Origin of the sequence: Nocardia sienata NBRC 100364 (assembly GCF_001613205.1) — a bacterium.
GTDB lineage: Bacteria > Actinomycetota > Actinomycetes > Mycobacteriales > Mycobacteriaceae > Nocardia > Nocardia sienata.
In genome coordinates, this window is sequence record NZ_BDBX01000093.1 from 1 (window position 1) to 9,638 (window position 9,638).

At 69.8% G+C, this 9,638-nt stretch carries 1 protein-coding gene and 1 pseudogene; both read left to right on the forward strand.

The window, feature by feature from the left end; genetic code table 11:
* A partial coding sequence (locus NS4_RS30630; protein ID WP_157106336.1) for a condensation domain-containing protein occupies positions 1-2,334 on the forward strand: 2,334 nt, incomplete at its 5' end.
* 309 nt (positions 2,335-2,643) lie between these two features.
* A pseudogene (locus NS4_RS30635) lies at positions 2,644-9,638 on the forward strand (non-ribosomal peptide synthetase); the annotation flags it as partial.

The window sequence follows — 9,638 nt, forward strand, 5'->3', positions numbered from 1 at the left end:
GCCGCACTCGACACCACGGTTCCGGTGCGGGCGCTGTTCGAGGCACCGACTGTGGCCGGGCTCGCCGTGCGGGTCGAACAGCACGCCGGAACCGGCGGCCGCCGGCCTCTCGAGGTCGGGCCGCGGCCGGAGCGGCTCCCGCTGTCGCTGGCCCAGCAGCGGATGTGGCTGATCAACCAGTTCGATCCGAGTTCGGCCGCCTACAACATTCCGCTGGCGATCCGCCTGTCGGGTGCCCTCGATGTCGCGGCCATGCGCGCGGCGGTCTCGGATGTGCTGGAACGGCACGAATCGCTGCGCACCCGGTACCCGGCGGATGCCGACGGCCTCCCGTACCAGGAGATCCTGCCGGTCGCGGAGGTACTGCGCGGCGGGCTGATCACCGCGTCGGCCGCCGACCCGCTCACCCGGATCGGGGAGCTGATGTCGGCCGGATTCAATGTCACTCAGCAGGTTCCGGTCCGGGCCCTGCTGCTCGAGACCGGACCCGACGAGCACGTGCTCGCGTTCGTCGCGCACCATATCGCGGCCGACGGCGCGTCCATGGCGCCGCTGGCGCGAGATCTGGTGACGGCCTATCTCGCCCGCGTGGGCGGCGATGCGCCGGGCTGGTCGCCGTTGCCGGTGCAGTACGCGGACTTCGCGCTCTGGCAGCGTTCGGTGGTCGGCGACGAAACCGATCCGACCTCGGTGGCCGCCGGCCAGCTGGCGTACTGGCAGAAGCAGCTCGACGGCGTCACCGGGGATGTCGAACTCCCGCTGGACCGGCCGCGTCCGCCGCTGCCGTCCCTGCGCGGTGGGCTGACCAGCTTCGCGGTGGACGCCGACGTGCATCGATTGCTGGACGAGACCGCGCGGGCACGTGGCGTGACCTTGTTCATGGTGATGCACGCCGCGGTTGCCGTGCTGCTGTCCCGGCTCACCAACGCCGGCGACATCGTGGTCGGCACCCCGATCGCCGGACGCGGCGAGCGGGAACTCGACGATCTGGTCGGTATGTTCGTCAACACCTTGGCGCTGCGTACCCGGGTGGAGCCGACGATGACCTTCGCCGATCTGCTGGAGCAGGCCCGCGAAACGGATCTGTCGGCCTTCGCCAATGCCGATATCCCGTTCGAGCGGGTGGTGGAATCGGTGCTGCCGGGCCGGGCGACCGCGCACAACCCGCTGCTGAGCGTGGTGCTGGCCTTCCAGAACACCGAGCAGCCGACCCTGGATCTGCCCGGATTGACCGTGCAGGCACTGGGCGAGCAGGCGCTGGCCGCGAAGTTCGATCTGCAGATCGGTATCGATCCGCAGCGCGACGCGAACGGCGGATTCGGGGAGCTGTGGTCGGTATTCGGCTACGCCACTGATCTGTTCGACGAAGCGACCGTGCGGTCCTTCGGGCGCCGGTTCGAACGGATCCTCGCCGCGGTGGCCGCCGACCCGCAGATCCGGGTGGGCGATATCGATATCCTCGATGCCGCCGAACGTGAGCGGATGGCCGCCCCCGCCCAGCAGATGGCGCCCACGGCCACCACCGGTACCGCGCTGCCGCAGACGCTGCGTGCCTCGGTGGAGGACGATCCGGAAGCTCCCGCGGTGGTGTGGGGCGAGGAGGAGATCACCTATCAGGAACTGGACGCGCGTTCGTCGCGGCTGGCTCGGGCGCTGATCGCACGCGGGTACGGGCCGGGTACCGGTGTGGTGCTGCGGCTCGACCGCGGGGTCGACGCGGCGGTCGCCACCTGGGCGGTGCTCAAGTCGGGTGCCGCGCTGGTGCCGGCCGAGGCGGTGGATGTGGCCGCCGGCCTGCCGGTGGTGGCCGGGATCACGGCGGGTTCGCCGCCGGAAGCGCCGCGGCTCGCCTGGCTGGTTCTCGACGAGGCGGAGACGGCGGCGGAGATCGCGGCGCAGTCGTCGCGGCCGGTGACCTACGCCGACCGGGTGCGGCCACTGCAGGGCGGCGATCCGGCGAGTGTCACCGGCGGCGGTCGTATCCTCTCCTACGACGAACTGGCGGCCGTGGTGGCCGAGGTGCATTCCGGCACCGAGCTCACCTACGAATCCCGCACCTTCCGGTACGGCCGCGCCGACGGCCCGGCCGCGGTGGTGGAGATCGTGGCCGCCGGCGCGGTCGGCGCGGCGGTGGTGCTGGTCACCGAGGTGACGAGCGAGGCGCTCGGTGACGAATGGGTCACCCACCTGTGGATCGACCGGGCGGGCCTGGACGCGCTGGATCCCGGCGCCCTGGAGGATCTGTCCGCGCTCGTCCTGGAGGAGAAGGGGCAGCCGGACGGTGCGTGGGCCGAGGTGGAGCAGGTGCTGGATCTGAGCGCGCTGCTGGACTGACCGGTCCGGGACCGGCGTAACGGTCCCGGACCGTCTTCGCCCGCTGTCGGTGACGGCGGGCGAAGGCCCGGGTCCCCGGGTGATGGCATCGTCGGTGGTAACAGCCGGGCCCTTCCGGCCCATGTAATGATGGACGACGGCGAGTCCGGCGGCGATCGATCGTGCCCTGTGCGAGGTACTGCCCAGCGGGTCGGTAGCGGTGTGCCGCCGGCGGGTGCACCGCCGTTGGAAGCGACGAGGCAGGCAAGGCAGGTTGATGGGTTCGGTTGTCGGTGAGCAGTGTGACCACCACCAGGAAGTGATGCAGGCATGACCCGAACGGCGCGCACCCGACCCACCCGAACCCGGCGGCCCAGGGGTACCACCCTGCCTCAGCTCCTGGCGACGGCGGTCGAGACCAACCCGTCGGGTATCGCGGTCAGTTACGCAGACGCCACCGGCAATCTCGGCCGGCTCACCTACGCCGAACTCGACGAACGCTCCAACCGGCTGGCCCGGCTGCTCATCGCCCGCGGTATCGGCCCGGAGGATCTGGTCGCGGTCGGGATCACCCGCTCGATCGACTCGGTGGTCGCGATCTGGTCGGTGGCCAAGACCGGAGCCGGCTATGTCCCGGTCGACCCGACCTATCCGGTGGACCGCGTCACACATATGGTCACCGATTCCGGCGCCGTCTTCGGCCTGACCGTCGCGGAATCGGCCGCCGGGCTGCCCGAACAGGTGGAATGGCTGGCCATCGACACAGCGGAGACCGCCGCCGCGCTCGAACAGTACCCGGGTGAACCGGTCTCCTTCGACGAGCGGCTGCGTCCGCTGCGCGTCGAGCACCCGGCCTATGTCATCTACACCTCGGGTTCGACGGGTACACCCAAGGGTGTCGTGGTCACCCAGGCGGGCCTGGCCGGGTTCTGCGCGGAGCAGAAGGAGCGGTACCGGGTCGAGACGACCGCGCGGACCCTGCACTTCGCCTCACCCTCGTTCGATGCCTCGGTGCTGGAGTTGCTGCTGGCGATCGGTGGCGCGGCGACCATGGTGGTGGCCGCACCCACCGTGTACGGCGGCGACGAATTGGCGGGACTGCTGCGCAGTGAAGGGGTGACCCATGCCTTCGTCACCCCCGCCGCACTGGCCTCCATCGACCCGGCGGGCCTGGACGAATTGCGGGTGGTGATCACCGGCGGCGAGGCGTGCCCGCCGGATCTGGTGCGGCGCTGGGCCGGCACCTCGGCGGACGGGAACCCGCGGGAATTCTTCAACGCGTACGGGCCGACCGAGGCCACGGTCGCGGTGAATATCAGCGATCCCATGCAACCGGACGCGCCGGTCGTCATCGGCGCCCCGGTCCGCGGGGTCACCGAATACGTTCTGGACGAGCGGTTGGCGCCGCTGCCCACCGGGGTGACCGGTGAACTCTATGTCAGCGGCGCCCAGTTGGCGCGCGGTTACCGCAACCTGCCGGGGACGACCGCGCAACGTTTCGTGGCGCATCCGTTCACCGACGACGGCTCCCGGCTCTACCGCACCGGCGACCTGGTGCGCTGGCTGGCCGACGGATCGCTGGAATACCTTGGCCGCAACGATTTCCAGGTCAAGATCCGCGGCTTCCGGATCGAGCTCGGGGAGATCGACGCCGTCCTGGGCGGGCACGAGTCGGTGGACTTCGCGGTCACCGTCGGTTACGAGCCGCCCAGCGGCGCGACCGTACTGGCCAGTTACGTGCACCCGGCCGACGGGGCCTTCGTCGATACCGACGAATTGCTCGCCCTGGCCGCGAACCGGCTTCCCGCGTATATGGTTCCGGCGAGTATCACCGTGCTGGACACCATCCCGCTGACCCCCGGCGGCAAGGTCGACCGCCGGGCGCTGCCCGCACCGCAGTTGCGCACCAAAGAGTATCGGGCGCCGGAAAGCCCGTTGGAGAAGCAGGTCGCGGCGGTTTTCGCCGATCTGCTGAACCCCGCCGATCCGGTCGGCGCGGACGACGACTTCTTCGAGCTCGGTGGTAACTCGCTCATCGCCGCTCAGGTGGCGGGCCGGCTGGGCGCCACCGTCGATGCCCGGATTCCGGCCCGCGTGTTGTTCGAGGCCTCCACCGTGGCCGAGTTCGCCGCGAAGCTCGGCGAACTGAGCGGATCCGGCGGCCGTGCGCCGTTGATAGCCCGCTCGCGTCCGGATCGGGTGCCGTTGTCGCTGGCACAGCAGCGGATGTGGTTCCTGAACCGCTTCGACGGAGCGTCGGCGGCGTACCACATTCCGCTGGCGATCCGGTTGTCCGGCCGGCTCGATGTGCAAGCACTGCAGGCCGCGGTGGCGGATCTGGTGGCGCGGCACGAGGTGCTGCGGACCGTGTATCCGGAGACCGAGTTCGGCCCGGTACAGGTGATATTGCCGGTCGGGGAGTCCGCGCCGCGATTGCAGGTGCGCTCCGTGGCCTCCGGGGACGTGGTCGCGGTCGTCTCGGAATTGGTGTCGACCGGATTCGATGTGACGGCCGAGGTGCCGTTGCGGGCCGCGCTGCTACGGCTGGAGGACGCCGCCGACGAGTTCGTGCTCGCGATGGTGGTGCACCACATCTCCGCCGACGGTGCGTCGGTGGGCCCGCTGACGCGGGATCTGATGACCGCTTACGCCGCGCGCGCGGCCGGTGCGGCGCCCGGGTGGGAACCGCTGCCCGTGCAGTACGCCGACTACAGCCTCTGGCAGCGTGAACTGCTCGGCGACGAGAGCGATCCGGATTCGCTGGCCGCCGAACAGATCGGGTACTGGCAGGCGGCGCTGGAGGATCTGCCCGACCAGCTGGATCTGCCCGCGGACCGGCCCCGTCCGGCCGTGCAGTCGGTCGTCGGCGGCCGGGTGGACGTGCGGATCGATGCCGAGACCCATGCCGGACTGCTGCGGATCGCCCAGCAGCACAACGCGACACTGTTCATGGTCGTGCATTCCGCGCTGGCGGTGCTGCTGTCGCGGCTGTCCGGCACCGACGATATCGCGGTGGGCACACCGGTGGCCGGTCGCGGCGAGCAGGCGCTGGACGATCTGGTCGGCATGTTCGTCAACACCCTGGTGCTGCGCACGCTGGTGGATCGCGGTGAATCGTTCGCCGAGTTGCTGTCGCGGCAGCGTGAGATCGATATCGCGGCGTTCGCCTACGCCGATGTGCCGTTCGAACGCCTGGTGGAGGTGATCAACCCGGTCCGCTCCACCGCGCGGCATCCGCTGTTCCAGGTGGGTTTCTCGTTCCAGAACCTGGCGCAGTCGAGCCTGGAACTGCCCGGGCTGACGGTCTCGGGGGTGGGCTTCGAGATCGAGGTCTCCCAGTTCGATCTGCATCTGATCGTGGGCGACAGCTACGACGAGGCGGGCGCGCCGCAGGGCATCGCGGGGCATTTCACCTATGCCACCGCGCTGTTCGACCACGCCACAGTGCAGGGTTTCGCCGACCGGCTGACCCGGATGCTGGCCGCGCTGGTGACCGATCCCGCGGTACCGGTCGGGGACGTGGAGGTCCTGGCCCCCGCGGAGCGGACGGCGATCCTCGCGCACCGCAATGCCACCGGTCATCGGCTGGATACCGCGGCGACATTGGTCTCACTGCTGGATGCGACCGTCGCGGCGGCACCGGACGCGGTGGCGTTGGTGGCCGCGGACGGCTCGCAGGTCACTTATGCGCAGTTGGGGGCCCGGGTCAATCGGCTGGCCAGGTATCTCATCGAGCGTGGGGTGGGCCCGCAGGACCGGGTCGTACTCGGGTTGCGGCGGTCGGTGGACCTGGTGGTCGCGATGTACGCGGTCGCCACCGCCGGTGGTGTGTACGTGCCGGTGGATCCCGACCAGGCCGCCGAGCGTACCGGCTACATCCTGGAAACCGCGGCGCCGGTGTGTGTGCTGACCACCGGTGATAGCGGGATCGGCGCCGATTCCGGTATCGCTACCGCGTCCGTGGTGGCCCTGGATGTCGTCGATCTCGGCGGTTATGACGATGCTCCGGTGACCGATACCGAGCGGGTGGCGCCGTTGCGTGCGTCGAATACGGCGTACGTGATCTTCACCTCGGGCTCGACGGGTCGCCCGAAGGGTGTGGCGGTGCCACACGCGGCGATCGTGAACCAGTTGCGCTACCTCACGGCGGAATTCGGACTGGACGCCTCCGACGCGTTCCTGTTGAAGACCGCGGCGACCTTCGACCTGTCGGTGTGGGAGTTCTGGGCTGCCGCGGTATGCGGCGGCCGGATGGTGATCGCCGAGGTCGAAGGACATCGGGACCCCGCGTATCTGAACGAGCTGATGGCCCGGGAACGGGTGACCACGTTGACGGTCGTCCCGTCGATGCTGGACGCGCTGTTGGGCACGGGGCTCGCGGGTTCGTTGCGGCGGGTGCTGGCGATCGGTGAAGCCCTGCCGACGGCGACGGCACAGAAGACGTTGGCCGAGTTCCCGGCTGTCGAGCTGTTCAACCTCTACGGTCCGACCGAGGCGGCGGTGTCGATCACCACGCATCGGGTGACCGCCGCGGACCGGATCTCGGTACCGATCGGTGTGCCGCAGTGGAATTCGCGCGTATATGTGCTGGACGCCAGGTTGCGTCCGGTACCGGACGGTGTCGCGGGCGAGCTCTATCTCGCGGGTGCGCAGCTGGCGACCGGATATTTCGGCCGTCCGGACCTGACAGCCGACCGGTTCGTGGCCGATCCGTTCGCCGTGGGTTCCACAGTCGGTGCCGGGGGGCGGATGTATCGCACCGGCGACGTGGTGCGTTGGACGGCGGCCGGTGAGCTGGAGTACGTGGGCCGGTCCGATTTCCAGGTCAAGATCCGTGGTTTCCGGATCGAGCTCGGGGAGATCGAGGCGGCGCTGCTGGCGCTGGACGAGGTCGCGCAGACCGCGGTGCTGGCGTCCGCGGATCCGCGGACCGGGGATCGGCTGGTCGGGTATGTGGTGCCCAGTGGCGATTCCGGTCTGGACACAGCGCGTATCCGGGACGAACTCGGGCAGCGGCTGCCGTCGTACATGGTGCCGTCGGTGTTCGTCGAGCTCGAGGCTCTGCCGTTGAATGTCAACGGAAAGCTGGATCGTAAAGCTCTGCCGGAGCCGGTATTCGAAGCGCAGGAGTTCCGCGCGCCGGCCACCCCGATCGAGGAGATCGTGGCGGGCGTTTTCGCCGAGGTCCTCGGTGTGGGCCGGGTGGGCGCCGATGACGATTTCTTCGCCCTCGGCGGTAATTCGCTGGTCGCGACGCAGGTCGCGGCGCGGCTGGGCAAGGCGCTGGATACGACGGTGCCGGTACGGGCCCTGTTCGAGGCTTCGACGGTGGCCGGTCTGGCGGTGCGCGTCGAGCAGCACGCCGGGTCGGGCGGGCGTAAGGCGCTGGTAGCGCAGTCGCGGCCGGCGCGGGTGCCGTTGTCGCTGGCGCAGCAGCGGATGTGGTTCCTGAACCGGTTCGACCAGGAGTCGGTGGCCTACAACATTCCGCTGGCGATCCGGCTGTCCGGAGCGCTGGATGTGGAAGCGCTGCGGGCGGCGGTCGGGGATCTGGTGGCGCGGCACGAGGTGTTGCGCACGGTGTACCCCGAGACCGAATCCGGCCCGGTGCAGGTGGTATTGCCGGCCGGGGACGCGGCACCGCGACTCGAGGTGCGGTCGGTGGCCGCCGACGAGGTGGTCTCGGCCCTGTCGGAGCTGGTATCGGCCGGTTTCGATGTCACCGCGCAGGTGCCACTGCGGGTGGCGCTGTTCCAGGTGGACCAGGCGAGCGAGCCGGCCGGCGGTCCCGCAGCCACCGGCGAATACGTGCTGGCGATGGTGATCCATCACATCGCCGGGGACGGTTCGTCGGCGGGACCGCTGACGCGGGATCTGATGACCGCCTATATCGCGCGTGCGGCCGGCGAGGCGCCCGGGTGGGCGCCGTTGCCGGTCCAGTACGCGGATTACAGCATCTGGCAGCGGGAACTGCTCGGTGACGAAGCCGATCCGGAGTCGCTGGCGGCGCGGCAGGTCGGGTACTGGCAGTCGGCGCTGGCCGGAGTGCCCGATCAGCTGGATCTCCCGTCCGATCGGCCGCGTCCGGCGGTGCAATCCTTCGTCGGTGGCCGGATCGAGATCGCGGTGGACGCCGAAATCCACGCCGGTCTGCAGCGCGTGGCACAGCAGCAGGGCGCGACCTTGTTCATGGTGGTGCATTCGGCGCTCGCGGTGCTGCTCTCCCGGCTGTCCGGTACCGACGACATCACCATCGGTACGCCGGTCGCGGGTCGCGGTGAGGCCGCGCTCGACGATCTGATCGGTATGTTCGTGAACACGTTGGTGTTCCGGACGCAGCTGGATCGCGGTGAGTCGTTCGCGGACCTGCTCTCGCGGCAGCGCGAGATCGATATCGCGGCCTTCGCGCACGCGGATGTGCCGTTCGAGCGGCTGGTGGAGGTGCTCAACCCGGCGCGTTCGCAGTCGCGGCACCCGCTGTTCCAGGTAGGGCTGACCTTCCAGAACCTCGCCCAGTCGAACCTGGAACTGCCGGGCCTGACGGTCTCCGGTGTCGATATCGACACCGAGACCTCCCAATACGACCTGCACCTGATGGTCGGTGACCACTACGACGCCGCCGGCGCACCGGCCGGCGTGGGCGGTTACCTGACCTACGCGACCGATATGTTCGACCGTGCCACGGTGCAGGGCTTCGCGGACCGGTTCGTGCGGCTGCTGGCCGCGGTGGTCGCCGATCCGTCGGTCGCGGTGGGTGATCTGGAGCTGCTGGCTCCGGCGGAGCGCACTCGGGTGTTGACCGAGTGGAACGCGACCGAGCGTGCGTTGCCGGCGGGTCTGCTGCTGGACGGATTCGCCCGGGCGGTGGTGGAGTACCCGGATCGGGTGGCGGTGGTCTTCGACGGCGCCGAGGTCACCTACGCGGAGCTGGACGCGCGGGTCAACCGGTTGGCGCGGTACCTGATCGCGCAGGGCGTCGGCCCGGAAGCCCTGGTCGGGTTGCTGGTCTCGCGCTCGCTGGATTTCGTGGTCGGCATGTACGCCGTCCTCACGGCCGGTGGTGCGTACGTACCGCTGGACCCGGCGCATCCGGCCGAACGGATCCGGCACATTCTCGACACGGCGGCACCGGTGTGCGTGCTGTCCACCAGCCGCGATATCGCGGCGGTGGGTGACGGAGTGGCCGGGGACGTGCCGCTTCTCGCACTGGACACTCTCGATACCGGCGGTGACGACGCGGCACCGGTCACCGATGCCGATCGGGTGGCGCCGCTGCGGCCGGGCAATGCCGCCTACGTGATCTTCACGTCGGGTTCGACCGGTCG